This is a genomic window from Actinosynnema sp. CS-041913 (assembly GCF_050942485.1).
Taxonomy (GTDB): Bacteria; Actinomycetota; Actinomycetes; order Mycobacteriales; family Pseudonocardiaceae; genus Actinosynnema.
Genome location: NZ_CP192037.1, coordinates 1285497 through 1303035 on the forward strand (window position 1 = coordinate 1285497; position 17539 = coordinate 1303035).

General features: G+C 70.5%; 17 protein-coding genes. 12 read left to right on the forward strand and 5 right to left on the reverse strand.

The features are described from left to right. Positions 1-14 precede the first annotated feature (14 nt). The 7 genes from ACQPZF_RS06310 to ACQPZF_RS06340 all read left to right on the forward strand — a co-directional run bounded on the left by ACQPZF_RS06310 (position 15) and on the right by ACQPZF_RS06340 (position 6327). Positions 15-1139 carry an XRE family transcriptional regulator gene (locus ACQPZF_RS06310; RefSeq protein ID WP_433269211.1) on the forward strand — a complete coding sequence of 375 codons (1125 nt, stop codon included), beginning with the start codon at positions 15-17 and terminating at the stop codon, positions 1137-1139. After that, on the forward strand, positions 1136-2278 hold the full coding sequence (locus tag ACQPZF_RS06315) for a hypothetical protein (protein ID WP_433269213.1): 1143 nt from the start codon (positions 1136-1138) through the stop codon (positions 2276-2278). Before ACQPZF_RS06310 ends, ACQPZF_RS06315 begins: the two co-directional genes overlap by 4 nt. 106 nt (positions 2279-2384) lie before the next feature. Beyond that, positions 2385-3509: an acyl-CoA dehydrogenase family protein gene (locus ACQPZF_RS06320; RefSeq protein WP_433269215.1), complete on the forward strand. Its 1125-nt coding sequence runs from the start codon at positions 2385-2387 to the stop codon at positions 3507-3509. Continuing rightward, positions 3509-4519: a methylthioribose-1-phosphate isomerase gene (locus ACQPZF_RS06325; protein ID WP_433269216.1), complete on the forward strand. Its 1011-nt coding sequence runs from the start codon at positions 3509-3511 to the stop codon at positions 4517-4519. The genes ACQPZF_RS06320 and ACQPZF_RS06325 overlap by 1 nt, the downstream gene beginning before the upstream one ends. After that, positions 4512-5177, forward strand: a complete 666-nt coding sequence (mtnC, locus tag ACQPZF_RS06330) for an acireductone synthase (RefSeq protein ID WP_433269218.1) — start codon at positions 4512-4514, stop codon at positions 5175-5177. The genes ACQPZF_RS06325 and mtnC overlap by 8 nt, the downstream gene beginning before the upstream one ends. After that, entirely contained in the window at positions 5174-5767 is a 594-nt protein-coding gene (gene mtnB, locus ACQPZF_RS06335; protein ID WP_433269220.1) for a methylthioribulose 1-phosphate dehydratase, read from the forward strand. Before mtnC ends, mtnB begins: the two co-directional genes overlap by 4 nt. Further along, complete coding sequence (locus tag ACQPZF_RS06340) at positions 5764-6327, forward strand: 1,2-dihydroxy-3-keto-5-methylthiopentene dioxygenase (protein ID WP_433269221.1); 564 nt, start codon at positions 5764-5766, stop codon at positions 6325-6327. Before mtnB ends, ACQPZF_RS06340 begins: the two co-directional genes overlap by 4 nt. On the opposite strand, the gene ACQPZF_RS06345 is transcribed toward ACQPZF_RS06340, so the two are convergent. After that, on the reverse strand, positions 6311-6919 hold the full coding sequence (locus tag ACQPZF_RS06345; RefSeq protein ID WP_433269223.1) for an HD domain-containing protein: 609 nt from the start codon (positions 6917-6919) through the stop codon (positions 6311-6313). The two genes, ACQPZF_RS06340 and ACQPZF_RS06345, sit on opposite strands and share 17 nt — an antisense overlap. A 45-nt stretch (positions 6920-6964) precedes the next feature. Then, positions 6965-7570, reverse strand: a complete 606-nt coding sequence (locus ACQPZF_RS06350) for a phosphotransferase family protein (protein ID WP_433269225.1) — start codon at positions 7568-7570, stop codon at positions 6965-6967. Between the two features lie 351 nt (positions 7571-7921). On the opposite strand from ACQPZF_RS06350, the gene ACQPZF_RS06355 reads away from it, so the two are divergent. The 4 genes from ACQPZF_RS06355 to ACQPZF_RS06370 all read left to right on the forward strand — a co-directional run bounded on the left by ACQPZF_RS06355 (position 7922) and on the right by ACQPZF_RS06370 (position 12965). Then, the gene (locus ACQPZF_RS06355) at positions 7922-8575 is read left to right on the forward strand and encodes a hypothetical protein (protein WP_433269227.1); all 654 of its coding nucleotides are present in this window, start codon (positions 7922-7924) and stop codon (positions 8573-8575) included. 567 nt (positions 8576-9142) lie between these two features. Beyond that, complete coding sequence (ctaD, locus tag ACQPZF_RS06360) at positions 9143-10930, forward strand: aa3-type cytochrome oxidase subunit I (protein ID WP_433269229.1); 1788 nt, start codon at positions 9143-9145, stop codon at positions 10928-10930. 77 nt (positions 10931-11007) lie between these two features. Continuing rightward, entirely contained in the window at positions 11008-12270 is a 1263-nt protein-coding gene (gene serB / locus ACQPZF_RS06365; RefSeq protein WP_433269231.1) for a phosphoserine phosphatase SerB, read from the forward strand. Between the two features lie 14 nt (positions 12271-12284). Further along, on the forward strand, positions 12285-12965 hold the full coding sequence (locus ACQPZF_RS06370; RefSeq protein ID WP_433274448.1) for a peptidyl-tRNA hydrolase: 681 nt from the start codon (positions 12285-12287) through the stop codon (positions 12963-12965). A gap of 18 nt (positions 12966-12983) precedes the next feature. Here ACQPZF_RS06370 and ACQPZF_RS06375 read toward each other — a convergent pair whose 3' ends face one another. The 3 genes from ACQPZF_RS06375 to ACQPZF_RS06385 form a co-directional block, all read right to left on the reverse strand. Next, positions 12984-14918, reverse strand: coding sequence for an ATP-dependent DNA helicase (locus ACQPZF_RS06375; protein WP_433274450.1), 1935 nt, complete (start codon positions 14916-14918; stop codon positions 12984-12986). Between the two features lie 217 nt (positions 14919-15135). After that, positions 15136-15267 carry a nucleotidyltransferase domain-containing protein gene (locus ACQPZF_RS06380; protein WP_433269233.1) on the reverse strand — a complete coding sequence of 44 codons (132 nt, stop codon included), beginning with the start codon at positions 15265-15267 and terminating at the stop codon, positions 15136-15138. Further along, positions 15264-15836, reverse strand: coding sequence for a biotin transporter BioY (locus ACQPZF_RS06385; RefSeq protein ID WP_433269235.1), 573 nt, complete (start codon positions 15834-15836; stop codon positions 15264-15266). The genes ACQPZF_RS06380 and ACQPZF_RS06385 overlap by 4 nt, the downstream gene beginning before the upstream one ends. Before the next feature lie 463 nt (positions 15837-16299). On the opposite strand from ACQPZF_RS06385, the gene wecB reads away from it, so the two are divergent. Next, positions 16300-17457 (forward strand): non-hydrolyzing UDP-N-acetylglucosamine 2-epimerase, encoded by a 1158-nt coding sequence (gene wecB / locus ACQPZF_RS06390; RefSeq protein WP_433269237.1) that lies wholly within the window; start codon positions 16300-16302, stop codon positions 17455-17457. Positions 17458-17539: the final 82 nt, after the last annotated feature.

A 17539-nucleotide genomic window follows, 5' to 3' on the forward strand; every position in this document is an offset into this window, starting at 1 on the left:
CCTCTTCAGCTTGTATGCTGAAGTTAACTGAAGGGCGCGGCGACGTGGTCGGACCGGATGACTCCTTTGCGCTGGCGCACCGCCTGCGGGCGCTGCGTGAAGAGCACTGGCCGGATCGAATGATCACGCAGAGCGATCTCGCTGCTGCGTTCAGTGCCGAGAAGTCGACCAGCGTGCCGCTGCTGTCGTCGTGGGAGAGCCGCACGCACCCGAAGGCGCCGCCGGTCGGCAGGCTCGCCGCGTACGCCACGTTCTTCGCGACGAGGCGCTCGGTGGCCCGCAAGCCGTACCGGCTGCTGCCGCTGGACGAGCTGACCCCGGAGGAGCTCCAGCACCGCGAGGACCTGCTCGCCGAGCTGACCGCGCTGCGGGAGGCCGGGCAGCCCGACGCGGGTGCGGTGGCCGACGTGGACCGCAACGGCCGCCGCGACTTCTGGTACTTCCCGGACCGCAACAACATCACCATCGTCGTCGCCCAGTTGCCCAAGTCGATGCGCGACAAGATGCCGTACGCCGATCCGACGCAGCCGGACTACGTCGAGCTGTACACGTACGCGGACCTGGACGCGCTGATCGAGCTGCACGGCCACATCCGGGCGCTCAACCCGCGCAGCCGGGTGGCGTTCCGGATCGCCTCCGAACTCGCCCCGGACGACTACACCTCGCACCTGGTGCTGCTCGGCGGCGTCGACTGGAACGTCGTCACCCGCGAGCTGCTGGACCGGGTCGACCTGCCGGTCAGCCAGGTCACCCGGCACGTCGAGGCCGAGTCGGGCGGGTTCGTCGTCGGGCAGGGCGACGCCAAGCGGATCTTCGCGCCGAAGCTCGGCCGGCTCGACGACCACGAAGTCCTCCACGAGGACATCGCGCACTTCTACCGCGGACCGAACCCGTTCAACCACAAGCGGACGGTGACGATCTGCAACGGCATGTACGGCCGGGGAACCCTCGGCGCGGTGCGTGCGCTCACCGACGAGCGGTTCCGGGACCGCAACGCGGAGTACCTCCGGAGGACCTTCGCCGGGTTGGCCGCCTACAGCGTGCTCACCAGGGTCTCCGTCGTGAACGGGCAGGTGGTCACACCGGACTGGAACCTGCCCGAGTCCCGCCTCTACGAATGGCCGGAGGGCCAGGGTTGAACGCCACCACGTCGGTGACCGTCGAGCACCACGAGTCACACGACAACCTGTTGACCCCCGTCGACACCGCCCGGTGCGCCACGGCGGGGATCGACGCCATCATCGTGCCGACCAACCGTCCGACGCCGTTCCTCACCGAGGCCGTGTCGCTGGCGCGGACCCTGGAGTCCACGCTCGTCGTGCTGTGCAGCGGGCAGGCGTCGGTGGCCGAGACGGTGGCCCTCGCCTCGCACGTCGACCTGATCGCGGTGGACGTGGACCGCCTGCCGTCGACCGTGCTGCCCAGGTTCGCCACGACGGAGCTGCTGCGCGGCACCGACTTCGACCGCCGCACCGACACCAGCCTCAAGCGCAACCTCGGCCTGGTCATCGCCAGGCTGATGGACTGGGAGCACGTGGCGTTCCTGGACGACGACATCACCGTGCCCGCGCCCGCCGACCTGGAGGTGGCGGCGGGCCTGCTGTCGGCGTCCATCGCGGCCGTGGGCCTGGCCGTGCGCGGGTTCCCGGACAACTCGGTGGTGTGCCACGCCCACCGGGAGACCGGCGGCGACCAGGGCACGTTCATCGGCGGCGGGGCGCTGGTGATCGGGCGGGAGTCGACCGAGTCGTTCTTCCCGACCATCTACAACGAGGACTGGTTCTTCCTGCTGGACGACTACGGGCTGCGCGGCTCGGCGGTCACCGGGCGGGTGATCCAGAAGCCTTACGACCCGTTCGCGAGCGACGCGCGGGCCCAGGTGGAGGAGTTCGGGGACTGCCTCGCCGAGGGCGTGTTCGCGCTGCTGGACGAAGGCCGCTATGCCGAGGCCCGCGCGGTGGGGTACTGGGAGAAGTACCTGGCCGGGCGGCTGGCGCTGATCGACAGCATCCTCGGCAAGGTCCGGGACGGGGTGCGCGGCGACGACGAGGCGCACCGGATGGAGATGGCGCTGCTCGGGGCGCGGAAGCGGTGCGAGGCCATCCGGCCGGTGCTGTGCGTCCAGTACCTGGAGGCGCTGGCCGAGGACCGGCGGCGGTGGGCGACGTTCGTGCGGCGGATCGGCGCGCGGCACGCGTGGCGCATCTCCGGGGCGCGCCACGTGCTGGACGTCCTCGGGTTGGCCGACTACGCCGAATACGTGCCGGTCGGCGGCTGAGGGCCCGCCCGGACGGTCTCCCATGTGGCGGAACGCTCAACCTCGGCTCACTGGCGGCGATTACGCTCGGCAGGCTGGGTAGGAGCGAGTTCCGGAGGCTGTTGGGATGACGAGCACCGATGGTCGGCAGAAGTGGCTGACCGTCGCCGACGAGGTGGCCGCGGCGCTGCGGGTGGACGCCGCCGAGCGTGACCGGCTCGGGGCCGAGCCGGTGGCCGAGGTCGGCGCGTTGCGGCGGTCCGGGTTGCTGGCGGTCGCCGACTGGGGCACCCAGCAGGCCGTGACCAGGGTGGTCGCGGCGGCGGACGCCAACATCGGGCACCTGCTCGGGTACCACTACCTCCAGGTGTGGCGGCAGGGGCTGTTCGGCGGCGGCCGAGCCGAGGACGGGGGCGACCTGTTCTGGGCCGGGGTCAGCAACCCGTTGGACGCGGCGCTCCGGCTGACACCGGTGGCCGGCGGGTTCGAGGTGAGCGGGCGGAAGACGTTCGCCACCGGCGCGTCCGTGGCCGACCGCCTCGTGGTCAGCGCCACCCGCACCGACGACGGCCGGAAGGTCACCTTCACGCTGGACGCCCGTGCCGAGGGCATCGGCTACGCGGGCGACTGGGACAACATCGGGCAACGGCTCACCGCGAGCGGCGGCGTGACGTTCGCGGACGTGTTCGTGCCGGCCGAACGGGTGCTCGGCGAGCACGACGAGACCAGCCCCCGCCAGTCGCTGGCCGCGCTCGGCTTCCAGGTCGCGCTCGCCCAGATCTACGTGGGTCTGGCCGAAGGCGCCCTCGCCGAAGCCGCCCAGTACACCCGCAACACGACCCGCCCCTGGTTCCTGTCCGGCGTCGACTCGGCCACCGCCGACCCGTACGTCCTGGCGACCTACGGCGAACTGGTCGCCGACGTCGAAGCCGCCGGCCTGCTGACCGACCACGCCGCCGCCGCGCTGGGCGAGGCGAGCGACCGGGGCGACGACCTGACCGTCGAGCAACGGGCCGCGACCGCCGCGCTGATCTCGTCCGCCAAGGTCGTCTCCACGAAGGTCGCGAACCAGACCACGAGCAAGGTGTTCGAGCTGTGCGGGGCCCGCGCGACCGCCGGCGGCTATGCCTTCGACCGGTTCTGGCGCAACGCCCGCACGCTCACCCTCCACGACCCCGTGTCGTACAAGGCGCGCGAGGTCGGCGCGTACTTCCTCACCGGCGAGCACGCCCCGTTCACCGGGTATAGCTGATGGAACCGGTCCTCGCGCACAGCGTCCGGCTCGCCGACGACGGCGTGCACATCCTGGACCGGCGGAACTTCCCGTTCGACCGGGTGTGGGTGCGCTGCGCGACCGTCGCCGAGGTCGCCAAGGCCATCGAGGACATGGTCACCCAGTCCTCCGGCCCGTACTTCGCGGCGTTGTGGGGCATGGTGCTGGCCGCGCGGGAGGCCCGCGGGCTGCCGGGGGACGAGGGCCGGGCCTACCTGGAGCGGGCCGGCCGGATGCTGGTCGAGACCCGGCGCACCAACAACCACCTGCGCAAGGCGGTCGCCGCGGTGCTGGCGGGCGTGGCCGCGTCCGACGACCTCGAAGCGGGCGCGCTGGCCGGCGCGCTGGCCGGTGACGAGCGGTACCGGAGCCGGAGCCGGGCGCTCGGCGAGCACACCGCCGCGCTGCTGCCCGCCGAGGGCACGGTGCTCACGCACTGCTGGGCCGACCTGTACCTGATCGAGGCGGTGCGGGCGGCGACCGCGCGGGGCAAGCGCTTGCGGTTCTTCTGCACGGAGACCCGGCCCTACCTCCAGGGCGCGCGGCTGACCGCCGAGACGCTGGCCGAGATGGGTGTGGACACCACGGTCGTCACCGACGGGATGGGCGCGGTGGCGTTCAGCTCCGGCGAGGTCGACGTGCTGCTGACCGCCGCCGACCGGGTCACCATGGACGGGCACGTCGTGAACAAGGTCGGCACGCTCGGCCTCGCGGTGGCCGCGTCCGCGTTCGCCGTGCCGTTCCTGGCCATGGTGCAGGCGCCGGACCGGCTCGCGCCCACCGCCGCCGACGTGCCGATCGAGTTCCGGCCCGGCGACGACGTGCTGCACACGCTGGGCATGCGCACCGCGAGCGACCGCGGAAAGGGGTGGTACCCGGCGTTCGACGTGACACCGCCCCGGTTCGTGTCGTCGGTGGTGACGGACCGGGGCGCGTACGATCCCGGCCGCTTGTCCGAGTACTACGACGGCGAGGAAGTCCATGACTGAATGGGTCGTGCTCGACATCGAGGGCACGCTGTCCGCCACCGACCAGGTGCTGGTCGTGCTGTACGACTACGCCCGCCCCAGGCTGGGTCCGTGGATCGACGCCCACGGCGACGACCCGGTGGTCGCGGAGGCGGTCCGGCAGGTCCGGGAGCTGTCCGGTGTGGACGGCGGGACGGACGAGCTGGTGCGCGTGCTGCACGGCTGGATGGACGCCGACCGGAAGGCCACGCCGCTGAAGACGTTGCAGGGCTTGATCTGGCAGCAGGGGTACGCGGACGGCGACCTGGTGGCGGAGTTCTTCCCGGACGTGGTCCCGGCGCTGCGCAAGTGGCACGACGACGGCGTGAGGCTGGCCGTGTTCTCGTCCGGCTCGGTGGCCGGGCAGGTCGCCTTCTTCGGCCACACCGCGGAGGGTGACCTGCGCGGGCTGTTCGAGCACCACTTCGACACCGTCAACGCGGGGCCGAAGCGGGAGGCTTCCTCTTACCGCGCAATCGCTTCCGTGCTCGGGTCGGACGACATCACGTTCTACTCCGACGTGCCCGCCGAGCTGCACGCGGCGGCGGAGGCGGGGTGGCGGACGGTCGGCGTGGCACGGCCCGGTGAGCCTTACGGCGACGCGGACTTCAGTCCGCACAGGACGGTGACTGCGCTGTGACCTCCGGCGAGGCGTTGGCGGCGGAGTGCGCCCGGTACGCCGCGATGGGCTGGATGCGCGGCACGTCCGGCAACCTCTCGGTCGTGGTGGAACGGGATCCGCTGCGGCTGGCGGTGACGGTCAGCGGCCGGGACAAGGGCGAGCTGACCGCCGACGACGTGGTGGTCGTCGACGCCGAGGGGCGCACCGACGACCCGGTGCGCGTGCCGTCCGCCGAAGCCGGGCTGCACGGGCGGATCGCGGCCGTGTCCGGCGCGGGCGCGGTGGTCCACGTGCACGCGCTCGCCCCGGTCGTGGCCGCCGAGCACTGGCCTGACGGCGTCGAGCTGCGCGACCTGGAAATGCTGAAGGGCTTCGGCCGACGGGCGCACGACGACCTCGTCGTCGTGCCGGTCGTGCCGAACGACCAGGACATGCGGGCGCTCGGCGACGCGTTCGAAGCCGGTTTCCGCAAGGACGTGCCGGCCTTGATCGTGGCCCGGCACGGGGTGTACGTGTGGGGTGACGACCTGCGCCAGGCACGTCACCGGCTGGAGTGCCTGGAATGGCTGCTGCGCTTCAAGGTCGAGACGAGGAGGGACTCGCGATGACATTGCTGACCGTGTGGCCGGACACCGGGCCCGGGACCGTGGTGGTGCGCACCGCCGATCCCGTCGAGATCGCGGACGAGCTGAAGCAGCTCGGCGTGCGTTACGAGCAGTGGCCGGTGATCCCCGGTGTCACCAGGGAGAACGCGCTGGAGGCGTACCGCGCGCAGGTCGACCGGGTCACGGAGACCGAGGGGTACGTCATGGTCGACGCCATGGAGATGACCCCGTCGGACGACCCGGCGTGGCTGGAGTCGGCGGGTGAGGCACGGTTGAAGTTCCTCGCCGAGCACACCCACGACGACGACGAGGACCGGTTCTTCGCACGCGGCGCGGGGGTGTTCTACCTGCACGTGGAGTCACGCGTGTACGCCGTGCTGTGCGAGGCGGGCGACCTGCTGAGCGTGCCGAAGAACACCACGCACTGGTTCGACATGGGCACCCGGCCGGACTACGTGTCGATCCGGTTCTTCCACGACGACGACGGCTGGGTCGGCAACTTCACCGGCAGCGAGATCGCCAAGTCGTTCCCCACGTTCGACACGCTCATGGCCGGCCGCTGAGGGCCGCCAACTCGGCGGCGAGGTTGAGCTTGGCGCGCGACTCCCAGCGGTCGCGCGCTCGGGCCGTGGCGTAGAGCGGATCGCGTTCCACCAGGCCCCGCAGCACGGCGGAACGCCCGACCCGCCAGGCCTCCTCGGACACGTGCGCGTACTCCGCGCGAACAGCCAAGCGGTACCGCTCGTAGTCCTCCGGCGCGGCGCCGAGAACCGCCAGGTCCGCGTCCAGCAACAGGGCGGTCAGCTCGTCCGAGGCCGTGTGGTCGATCGTGGCCAGGACCAGGGCCACGACCTCGCGGGCATCGACGCCGGCCTCGTGGAGCCGTTCTCCGACCCACTTCGCACTCGAACGCTCGTCGTCACCGGGCGCGCCGTCGTAGACCACGTCGTGCGCGAGCGCGGCCAACGTCAGAACCGCCCGCTCTTGTTCGGTGCGGTGCGCGGCCAGGTCCACGACATCGCGGACGACAGCGAGGACGTGATCCGTGTTGTGGTAGCCGCGATGAGGCTCGGCATACCTCGCGCTCAGGTCACCGGCCGTGCCCGGCCGCCCACCCAACACCCGGACGGCCTTGTCCCACAACGCTTCCAACATGGGCCAACGGTACGGTGCAGGCAGCCCCGCCGGCGAAGACCGCGATCAGATCCTCAACCGTGTTCGAGCCCGGTAAATATCGACCGCAAGCTGCCAACACCGACCGAACAGCTCCCGAAGCTCGATCCAGTACGCCAGCTCATCGGCGGGATACGCGCCGGCCACCACCTCCCGGACCAGCAGGGAACTGCGGGCGGCACAGGCAACGTCCCAACCGACCGGCCCGAGCCAGGCGTCCTCGAAGTCGTTCCACACGGGACCACGGTCAGTGAGCAGCACGTTGCGCGGATGAGCGTCCCCGTGCAACGCCTGGACAGGCAACTCAGGCCACCGCGCCGACAACTCGTCCCGAGCCGAGACCAACTCGGACGGACCACCGGCCAGTTCGAGCACGGCGTCGATATCGCGCAGCGGCCCGGCGACAGGAAGGTCCCCGGGGAAGTGCCGAAGCTCGGCGTGCAACTCGGCAACCATCGAGGCGAAGGAAGCGGAGTCCGGCCGCCACCCAGGATCGTGCTCGACATACGAGGCAAACGAGACAACAAGCCCGTCCCACCGCACCGGCCCGACACCCACCGGCTCAACCACGGGCACACCCCGCGAGGAAAGAAAGCGGGAAACCTCGTCAGCCCGCCTGAAGTGCTCGAACACGTCCCCACGCACCATCGCGGTGACCGTGCCGACCCGAGCAACCACAGGCGCCGGCCGCAAGTGGACCAAGAGGTTGCTACCCCTCTTCAGCACCCACGGCCGTTCGGTGGGAAACCCCTCCCGAGCAGCTAACGCGAGAACTTTTCGGAAAACCCCACGCACAACACGATCGTCCCAGCACACCTCACAGCGGCATAACGAATTAGTAGCAACCCGCATCTGCCAAACGCCGTAACTCGATAGAGGGACATTCGGCCGAGTTAAATCCCACCGTCCGTCCCCACCCTTGCCTGGAGCACCCCCATGCGCCTAACGGCCCGCCGCCTGTTCGGAGCAGCCGCCGTCCTAGCGGTGACCGCACTGACCACCGCCGCCCCAGCGTCGGCAGAGCCCGGAAAAACCCACGAGGCCGGCGACCCCCGAGCCACCGTGCACGAGGGCAACATCGACATCGGGCAGAAGAACGACGCCTGCGACGCACTGGGCCTACCCGGCGACGAACTGAAGCCGACCAGCGGCTACAGCGTCGAAGGCACGAACATCGACATCACCGCGAACCCGACCGGCTACGAGATCACGGCGGTAGTGGTCAAGGGCAGCTCGGCCTACAACATCTACTACGCCACGCCACCGGCCAACGTAGTGCCACTAGGCGAACTGCCCTGGCTGGACCTACACCCACCCCTCAACGCAAGCGACGAGCCCGCCGGCATCAGCCACTGGTTCGTCTGCGCGGAAAAGGCGGAAACGCCACCCACCTCAACCCAATCCAGCACAACCCGACCGAACGACAACACGAGCACCACACCCCCCAACAGCCAAACCCAGCCGGCCCCCGCCACCACCATCACCACGTCCCCAGCCGCAGCCGCCCCCGGCACAAACGGAGACCTGGCCAACACCGGCTTCGGCTCCCTGTGGCTACTGTCCATCGGCCTGGCCCTGGTAGCAGCCGGCGCGGCCTTCGTGGCATCCCCCAACCTCCGCCGCCTACTCCGCCGCTAACCGCGCTCTCAGCCGTGGCGAGCTTCGCGCTCTTGCCGTGGCGCGCTTCACGCTCTTCGCAGTCGGCGCGCGCAGCGCGCACTCCTGTCGGTGGGCTGCGTGTCATCCCCGTATGGCCTGCCCGCAGGGGACCGCGCTTGGGTGGGGAGTGCAAGCACGCTTTTCGCTTGCGCTCCCCACCCAAGGGTGGTGGTCTTTGACCAGGCCATACGGGGATGGCACGACGCCCGACTCCTGCCCTTGTGATCATCCTTGGCGGCCAGCCCAGCGGCGAGCGCGCTCTTCGACCAAGCACCCGACGAGACCACCGCTCTTCGACCAAGCACCCGAAGCGACGCTTGAACGCTCTTCGACCCAGAGCCAGCGCGACACAAGCACGCCCAACATCGAGGGCCGACCACGAGCGCCCCCACAACAGCGCCCCCACAACACTGTGAGCTGCGCTACCTCCCTTGATCCAGGACCCAGCCCAGCCGCACCCCCCAGAACCACCCCGTCTACGATCCGATGAGCCAAGGTGGCCAGCCACCCCAGGCAACGCCAGAACCAGACAGTGCAGGAGGCACCGTGACGGCCGTAGCCCCGCAGCCGATCGCAACGCGGCCCTTCGGGACTCGCGAGGCGGTCAAGGGTTCGTTCCTGCTGCGGATGTTCCGCACCACGGACCACAAGCAGATCGGCATCCTCTACCTGGTCACGAGCTTCGCCTTCTTCATGGTCGGCGGCGCGATGGCCATGCTGATGAGGACCGAGCTGGCCCGGCCGGGTATGCAGTTCCTCAGCCAGGAGCAGTTCAACCAGCTCTTCACCATGCACGGCACGGTGATGCTGCTGCTCTACGCGACCCCGATCGTGTTCGGCTTCGCGAACTTCATCCTGCCGCTCCAGATCGGCTCGCCGGACGTGGCGTTCCCGCGCCTGAACGCGTTCTCGTACTGGCTGTACCTGTTCGGCGGTCTGATCGTGATGTCGGGCTTCCTCACGCCCGGCGGCGCGGCCGACTTCGGCTGGTTCGCGTACACGCCGCTGTCCAACGCCATCCACTCGCCCGGCGTCGGCGCCGACCTGTGGATCTCCGGCCTGGTCATCGGTGGTCTGGGCACCATCCTCGGCGCGGTCAACATGATCACCACCGTGGTCTGCCTGCGGGCGCCCGGCATGACCATGTTCCGGATGCCGATCTTCACCTGGAACATCCTGGTCACCAGCGTGCTGGTGCTGCTGGCGTTCCCGATCCTGACCGCCGCGCTGCTCGGCCTGCTCGCCGACCGCCACCTCGGGGCCCACGTGTTCGACCCCGCCAACGGCGGTGTGATCCTCTGGCAGCACCTGTTCTGGTTCTTCGGGCACCCCGAGGTCTACATCGTCGCCTTGCCGTTCTTCGGCATCGTCAGCGAGATCTTCCCGGTGTTCAGCCGCAAGCCGATCTTCGGCTACAACGGCCTGGTCTACGCCACCCTCGGCATCGCCGCGCTGAGCGTCGCCGTGTGGGCGCACCACATGTACGCCACGGGCGCGGTGCTGCTGCCGTTCTTCGCGTTCATGACGTTCCTCATCGCCGTGCCGACCGGCATCAAGTTCTTCAACTGGATCGGCACGATGTGGAAGGGGCAGCTCACCTTCGAGACGCCCATGCTGTTCAGCATCGGCTTCATCGTGACGTTCCTCTTCGGCGGTCTGTCCGGTGTGCTCCTCGCTGCCCCGGCCATCGACTTCCACGTGTCGGACACCTACTTCGTGGTCGCGCACTTCCACTACGTGCTGTACGGCACGATCGTGTTCGCCACGTTCGCCGGCATCTACTTCTGGTTCCCCAAGATCACCGGGCGGATGCTGGACGAGCCGCTGGGCAAGCTGCACTTCTGGACCACGTTCCTGGGCTTCCACGCGACGTTCCTGGTGCAGCACTGGCTGGGCAACGAGGGCATGCCGCGCCGGTACGCGGACTACCTGCCGTCCGACGGCTTCACCACGCTGAACACGATCTCCACGATCGGCGCGTACATCCTGGGCGCGTCCACGCTGCCGTTCATCTGGAACGTCTTCAAGTCCTACCGCTACGGCGAGACCGTGCACGTGGACGACCCGTGGGGCTTCGGCAACTCGCTGGAGTGGGCCACGAGCTGCCCGCCGCCGCGGCACAACTTCACCGAGCTGCCCCGCATCCGCTCCGTGCGCCCGGCCTTCGAGCTGCACTACCCGCACATGATCGAGCGGCTGCACGAAGAGGCGCACGTCACGTTCACCGGCAAGGCCATCCCGCACGACCAGGCCAAGCCCGCGCCCTCGGAACTCGCCGGGAAGGCTGTGCAGTCCGGCACAGCGTCGGAGTCCAGCGACCCCGACCACAAGTAACCTGAGCGCAGGTTCAACGACGAGCCCCGACCGCCCGCCGGCGTCGGGGCTCGTCGCTGTCTGGCAGAGGAGCACCAGTGAGCAAGCCCAGCGCCGCCGGCAAGACCAGCGCCACCCACAGCCCCACCGCCACGCCCGTGCTCGTCACGGTCACCGGCCCGGACAAGCCGGGCGTGTCCTCGGTCCTGTTCGCGGTGCTGACCCGGCACGGCGTGGACGTGCTCGACGTCGAGCAGGTCGTCATCCGGGGTCGGCTGGTGCTCGGCGTGCTGGTCGCCGCCGCCCACGACCCGGAGGGGTTGCAGGAGTCCGTCGAGCAGGCCATGGCGACGGTGTCCATGCACGTCGAGGTGGAGATCGGGGCGGACTCCAAGCGCACCGCGCGGCTGGAGTCGAGCCACGTCGTCATCCTGCTCGGCCGGCCGGTGACCGCGCGGGGGTTCACCGAGGTGGCTCGTCGGCTGGCTTCGCTGGGGGTCAACATAGACGCCATCCGGGGCGTGGCGGACTACCCGGTCACCGGCCTGGAACTGCGGGTCTCCGTCGCCGCCGACACGGCGGACGCGGACGCGGCGTTGCGCGAGGCGCTGGCCGAGGTGTCGGTGCGGGTCGACCTGGACATCGCGGTGGAGCGCGCCGGGTTGACGCGGCGGGCCAAGCGGCTGGTCGTGTTCGACGTGGACTCGACGCTCATCCAGGGTGAGGTGATCGAGATGCTGGCGGCGCACGTCGGCGTCGAGCCGCAGGTCCGGGAGATCACCGACGCCGCGATGCGCGGGGAGCTGGACTTCGCCGAGTCGCTGCGGCGGCGGGTGGCGCTGCTGGAGGGCCTGGACGAGTCCGTGCTGGACGAGGTCGCCCGGTCGCTGGAACTCACGGCCGGCGCGCGGACGACCGTGCGGACGTTGAAGCGGCTCGGGTTCCGGTGCGGGGTGGTGTCCGGCGGGTTCACCCGGGTGATCCAGTCCCTGGTGGACGAGCTGGGGCTGGACTTCTGCGCGGCCAACGAGCTGGAGGTCGTGGGCGGTCGGCTGACCGGGCGGGTGCTGGGTGACATCGTGGACCGCCCCGGCAAGGCGGTGGCGCTGCGGCGGTTCGCCGAGCAGGAGGGCGTGCCGCTCGCGCAGACCGTGGCCGTCGGGGACGGGGCCAACGACATCGACATGCTGGGCGCGGCCGGGCTGGGTATCGCGTTCAACGCAAAGCCCGCGTTGCGGGAGGTCGCCGACACCGCGTTGTCGCACCCGTTCCTGGATGCGGTGCTGTTCGTGCTGGGGGTCACCCGGGCCGAGGTGGAAGCCGCGGACGCGGCTGACGGGTTGGAGTCGGTGCGGCCGTGAACCCCCTGCTGGAGATGTTGGTGGATCGGCGGTACTCCGCCGACTCGGAGGATCCCGCCGCTGTGCGGGCCATGCCTCTGGTGATGCGGATTCCGCGGGTCGATCCGCCTTGCCGGACGGATGTGCTGGAGGCCGCTGCCGCCGCGGCGGTCGCGGTGTGCCTGGACCCCCGGGGCTTGCCCGGTGGGGAGTGGCACGCCGAACTGGTGGCCTGGGTCCGCGGGCGTATCCGGAAGGTGGCCCGGCGGGCTCGTGGGGCACATTGGGAGGCTGTGCAGGGGTTGCCCGGTGTGACGGTTTCGGTCGGGCAGGCCTCGGTCCGGGCGTTCGTGCCCGGGTTGGTGGCGGAGTTGCCCAAGGAGCTGTCCCGGTTGCAGATCTCCGGCAGCGAGTTGCCGGTGGATTCTCCCGGCCCGGTGCCTTCGGGGGCTCGTCTGCTGTGGTTGAACCCTCGGGTGGAGATGACGGCCGGCAAGGCCGCCGCCCAGGTCGGGCATGCCTCCATGCTGCTTGCTCCCACGTTGTCCGAATTGGAGCTGAAGGAGTGGGCAGCGCTGGATTACCGGTGTGCTGTGCGGACGCCCTCCTCGGCCGAGTGGGATGCGTTGGTGGCTCGTTCCGACGCGGTCGTGGTGCGGGATGCCGGATACACCGAGGTCGCGCCTGGGACGGCTACGGTGGCTGTTCGCCGCTGAGGTTCTCGGCTGTCGGTATCAGTCGGCTGCTGCGTCCAGGCGTTTCAGGGCTGCCCTCACGACCTCAGGGTCGTAGGTCGTCCAGAACGGGGGCAGGGAAGCCCGTAGGAAGCCTCCGTAGCGGGCCGTGGCCAGTCTCGGGTCGAGGATGGCCACTACGCCCTTGTCGTTCATCGAGCGGAGCAGGCGCCCTGCTCCCTGCGCCAGCAGCAGGGCCGCGTGGGTCGCCGCCACGGTGAGGAAGCCGTTGCCTCCCCTGGACTCCACTGCTTTCTGCCGGGCCGATGCCAGCGGGTCGTCCGGGCGGGGGAAGGGAATCCTGTCCATGACCACCAGTTGCAGGGCGGGGCCCGGGACGTCCACTCCCTGCCAGAGGGACAGGGTGCCGAAGAGGCAGGTTTTCGCGTCTTCGGCGAACCGTTTGACCAGTTGTCCGGTGGCGTCGTCGCCTTGGCAGAGGACCGGGTAGTCGAGTTTGCCGCGCAGTGCTTCCGCTGCCGCTTTGGCGGCTCGCATCGAGGAGAACAGACCGAGGGTCCGGCCTCCTGCCGCGTTGACCAAGCCCTCCAGCTCGTCCACATAGGACGGTGGCAGGCCGTCGCGCCCCGGTGGGGGCAGGTGCCTCGCCACGTAGAGGATTCCGCTGCTGCCGTGTTCGAACGGCGAGCCGACGTCCAGGCCGGACCAGCGGGGCTGGCCGGCGTCGGACGGGGGTTCCTTGTCGGTGGCCGTGCCTTCCGCTTTGCGGGCGTTGGAGGCCGCCGGCAGGCCCCATTGGCGGGCCAGGGTGTCGAAGGTGCCGCCCAGGGTCAGGGTTGCCGACGTGAGGACCGTGGTGCGTTTGGCGAACAGGCGTTCGCGCAGCAGGCCGCCTACGCCCAGTGGGGCGACTCGGAGTGACGGGGTCTTGTTGCGGTCCCCGAAGTCGCCGGAGACCCACACGACGTCGTGGTCGTCGTCGAAGGCGCTCAGGATCCGCGCTGCGCAGTCGTGGACCTCGTCCAACAGCGACAGGGCCAGTTTGCGGGACGTGGCGCCTTCCACGTCCTCCTTGCGGTCCGGGCCCAGGGACGTGATGCAGGCGTGTGCCGCGTCCTTCGTGGCACGCAGTGCGCCCTGGAGCGCGGGCGGCAGCTTGTCCAGGCGGCCTGCCGGGGCGTCTTCGAGGATCATGGCCAGGCCGTCGCTCGCTTCGGCCATGCGGTCCGCCACGCTCTGGTCGATCAGGCGTCCGCAGCGCCGGGCGGCGGTCGAGACCAGGGATGCGCTCAACTCCTCCGTCGCCACGGAGGTGACCCGGTCCACCAGGTCGTGTGCCTCGTCGATCACCACCACGTCGTGGTCCGGCAGGACCTGGTAGCCCTCCAGGGCGTCCACGGCCAGCATCGCGTGGTTCGTGACCACGATGTCCGCCCTGCCCGCCTCGGCTCTCGCGCGTTCCGCGAAGCAGTCGACGCCGATCGGGCACTTGGCCGCGCCCAGGCATTCGCGGGCGGTGACCGAGACCTGGCGCCAGGACTGGTCGGTGACGCCGGGGACCAGTTCGTCGCGGTCGCCGGTCTCGGTGTCGGAGGACCACTCGTGGAGGCGTTTCACCTCGCGGCCCAGGCGGGAGACCGTGAAGGGGTCGAAGAGGCCGGCTTCGTCCGGCTCGTCCGGCGCGCCGGTGTGGACCCGGTGCATGCACAGGTAGTTGCGGCGGCCTTTGAGGATCGCGAAGCGGGGTTCGCGGCCCAGCTCCTTGCGCAGCGCCTTCGCCAAGCGGGGCAGGTCGCGGTCCACTAGCTGGCGTTGCAGGGCGATGGTGGCCGTCGAGATGACCACCGTCGACTCCTCCACCACCGCGTGCCGGAGCGCGGGAACGAGGTACGCCAACGACTTGCCGGTGCCGGTGCCCGCCTGGACGGCCAGGTGCTCGCCGGTGCGGATGGCGCGTTCCACCGCCTCGGCCATGTCCACCTGGCCTTCGCGCTCGGCTCCGCCGACCGCCTCCACGGCTGCGGCGAGCAGGGACCTGGTGGCGGGGATCGCGGTGGTGGACGGCACGGCGAAGACGGTACCCGGAGGCACTGTCAAAACGCGGCCGGCACCCCGCCGTCCCGACTCCACCGCTGCCGGCCGGAGCGCGTCTTCCCCGACCCGGGTCTGATGACGGTCGCGCGGTACCCGATCAGCGGCTGCCGACCACGAGGTCCAGGTCGGACCCCGGCACGCGGTCGCCGAGCGTCGTGGAGCCCACGACGTGTGCGGCGGCGACCGGGCCGGGGGCCGTCCTGTCCGGTTGTGCCAGGTGGTCGGTCACTTGCGCTTGACGAGCGCCCACGCGGCCGGCAGCAGGCCCGCGGCCAGGGCGACCTTGATGGCGTCGCCGATCAGGAACGGCGTGACGCCGAGTGCCAGGGCCTTCGCGAAGCCCACGTTCGCCGCCGCCATCAGCCACGGCACGCCGAACGCGTAGATCACCAGGTTGCCCACGGCCATCGTGCCGACCGTGCGCAACGGCGTGCGGTCGCCGCCGCGGGATGCCAGGTGGCCGACCAGGGCGCCGGCGAACACGAAGCCCACCACGTAGCCGAGCGACGCGGGCATGCCGGACGACGCGCCTTGGAACCACGGCACCCCGGCGACACCGGCGATCAGGTACAGCACCATCGCCGCGCCGCCGCGCTGCCAGCCGAGGGCGGCGCCGACGAGCAGGGCGGCGAACGTCTGGCCGGTCAGCGGCACCGGGCTGCCCGGCACCGGCAGGGCCATCTGCGCGGCCAGCCCGGTCAGGCCGGCGCCCGCCACGACGAGGGCGATGTCGCGCGCCAGCGCGCCGGGGACCAGATCGGCCAGCACACGGCGACCGGGGACAGCGAGGACGGACACGGGGGACCTCCCAGGGATCGATTCGCCTCGGAGGTTAACGGGCGATCACTCGTGCGGTCTTTGTCGGAGTTCTACAAAGTCACCGAAGTCACGCCTGGCGGAGTCCGACGCGACGGTGCGCGAGCGCCGGCCCGCCGATGGCTCCACGACCACCGTGACGGCGGTCACCCGGTTGGGACGTCTGGTTCGGGGTGGACAAACGCCACTGAGCATTTCCTTCATCCGAGTGAGGCCACCCGATAGGGCTATCAAGTGATCATCGGCCCGTCGTCTGGTGATCCTCATTGCCGGATCGGGTGAGAATGTGAGGTTTCTTCGGTCTATGAGCCACTCTCGGTATCCGCAATTGGGCGGTTCGGGTGGACGGTGTCCCCCTTTACGGTCAGCAACCTTCAATACGCGGGAAGTGGCGCCGATGGGGGAAATTGCCCGACATACCTGGTCGCGCGACACAAGGAGCAAAGTGAAGGAAGTTCTGCTGCTCGCCGGCACCCGACCCGAGGCGGTGAAGATCGCGCCCGTGGCGCTCGCGCTGGCCGACCACCCCGTGCTGCGTCCCGTCATCGTCCACAGTGGACAGCACAAAGGCGTGGTCGAGCAGGCGTTGGACGCGTTCGACCTCGAACCCGACATCGTGCTGAGGACGCGCGCGACCGACCGCGAGGCCGAGCTGCTGGCCGCGCTGACGCCCGCGCTGGACCACGTGCTGCGGGTGCGCGCCCCCGCCGTCGTCCTCGTGCAGGGCGACACGACGACCGCGCTGGCCGGCGCGCTGGCCGCGTTCTGGCGCGGCATCCCGGTGGCCCACCTCGAAGCCGGCCTGCGCACCGGGGACCTCGCCGGGCCGTTCCCCGAAGAGGGCACGCGCCAAATGATCGCCCGGATCGCCGCCCTGCACCTCGCGCCCACCGACGACGCGGCCACGGCGCTGGTGGGGGAGGCGCTGCCGGACGCCGAGATCGTGGTCACCGGGAACACCGCGGTGGACGCGGTGCGGCGGGTCGCCGACGCCGACCTGCCGGTGCGCGACCAGGCGCTGGCGGCGCTGGAACGGGAACTCGACGCGGGCTCCGACCGGCTGGTGCTGGTCACCGTGCACCGCCGCGAGTCGTGGGGCGCGCCGCTGCACCGCGTGCTGCACGCGGTGCGGGCGCTCGCCGACCGGCACCGCGACGTGCGGGTGCTGCTGCCCGCGCACCCGAACCCGGCGGTGCGCTCGGCGGTGCGGTCGGTGCTGGGCGGTCACTCCCGGATTGTGGTGTCCGAGCCGTTGGGCTACCCCGACCTTGTGCGTGCCCTGCGCCGGGCGTGCCTGGTGCTGACCGACTCCGGCGGCATCCAGGAGGAGGCGCCGTCGTTCGGCGTGCCGGTGCTGGTGCTGCGCTCGGCGACGGACCGGATGCCCGCCGTGGACGCCGGCTACGCCTGGCTGGTGGGCACGGACACCACGCGGATCCTCGCCGAGGCCGGCTGGGTGCTCGGGTCGCGGCTGCGGCTGCCGTCGGGGCGCAACCCGTTCGGCGACGGGTGCGCCGCGGGACGGGTGCGCGGCGCGCTGGAACGGCTGGTCGGATTGCCCGCGCTGTTCTCCTCGGCGTTGCCGATGCGCATTCCTTCCTGATTGCACCGCAAAATGGGCACCCGATCGTGTGGTCAATTCCACCTCAAGGGTGATTTAGGGGTCACGGCACCCGGTGTCCCGC

What these genes read in the sequence shown, in the direction of transcription:
- ACQPZF_RS06310 (WP_433269211.1), top strand. Translation starts at nt 15, where the DNA reads ATGCTGAAGTTAACTGAAGGGCGCGGCGACGTGGTCGGACCGGATGAC.
- ACQPZF_RS06320 (WP_433269215.1), top strand. Translation starts at nt 2,385, where the DNA reads ATGACGAGCACCGATGGTCGGCAGAAGTGGCTGACCGTCGCCGACGAG.
- ACQPZF_RS06325 (WP_433269216.1), top strand. Translation starts at nt 3,509, where the DNA reads ATGGAACCGGTCCTCGCGCACAGCGTCCGGCTCGCCGACGACGGCGTG.
- mtnC (WP_433269218.1), top strand. Translation starts at nt 4,512, where the DNA reads ATGACTGAATGGGTCGTGCTCGACATCGAGGGCACGCTGTCCGCCACC.
- ACQPZF_RS06340 (WP_433269221.1), top strand. Translation starts at nt 5,764, where the DNA reads ATGACATTGCTGACCGTGTGGCCGGACACCGGGCCCGGGACCGTGGTG.
- ACQPZF_RS06345 (WP_433269223.1), bottom strand. Translation starts at nt 6,919, where the DNA reads ATGTTGGAAGCGTTGTGGGACAAGGCCGTCCGGGTGTTGGGTGGGCGG.
- ACQPZF_RS06370 (WP_433274448.1), top strand. Translation starts at nt 12,285, where the DNA reads ATGTTGGTGGATCGGCGGTACTCCGCCGACTCGGAGGATCCCGCCGCT.
- ACQPZF_RS06375 (WP_433274450.1), bottom strand. Translation starts at nt 14,918, where the DNA reads ATGGCCGAGGCGGTGGAACGCGCCATCCGCACCGGCGAGCACCTGGCC.